This window comes from Actinomyces sp. HMSC065F12 (assembly GCF_001814535.1).
In the GTDB taxonomy this organism is placed as follows: Bacteria; Actinomycetota; Actinomycetes; order Actinomycetales; family Actinomycetaceae; genus Pauljensenia; species Pauljensenia radingae_A.
Genome location: NZ_KV817017.1, coordinates 906 through 1,478 on the forward strand (window position 1 = coordinate 906; position 573 = coordinate 1,478).

Consider the following 573-nt stretch of genomic DNA (forward strand, 5'->3'; position numbering starts at 1 on the left):
CGCAGCCATACACATATCAAACAATCGGCGCGGTACGAGCAGTATTCCAAAACCACACATTAATTGCCGACGAGCCGGGTTTAGGTAAAACAATTCAAGCTCTTTTAATTGCGGCAATAATAAAACCGCGCCGAATTCTTATTATCTGCCCTCCCAGCCTTATTAGTAACTGGGAAAACGAAACACGGCGAAGCGGCATCATCGAGCACACGCCAGCCAGCACAATCACCACCATCACCAGCAGCACGCGCACACCACGCCGCCTGCCCGCCAGTGGAATCGTGATCACCAGTGACACGCTCGCCACCAGCCGCACACCACTCGCCCGCCTCCTAGCGGCCTGGCAGCCCAGCCTCCTCATTTACGACGAAGCGCACCGGGCGAAAAACGTGCGAGCCAAACGCACCCGCACCATGCTCCAACTCGCACGGAAAGCACAAAAAACCGTGTGCCTGACTGGTACGCCCATTGTCTCCAGCCCGCTCGACGTGCTCCCACTACTCACCATGCTCGACAAAACCAGCTACTTCCCCGCCAACTTCAAAACGTATTACACGCGGGAAAACTACTGGG

Annotated in this window: 1 protein-coding gene; it reads left to right on the plus strand. The window is 55.8% G+C overall.

What is annotated here, in order from left to right; translation table 11 throughout:
• Positions 1 to 573 (plus strand): SNF2-related protein (locus HMPREF2975_RS12095; RefSeq protein ID WP_193600026.1); only part of this gene is annotated, 573 nt, incomplete at both ends.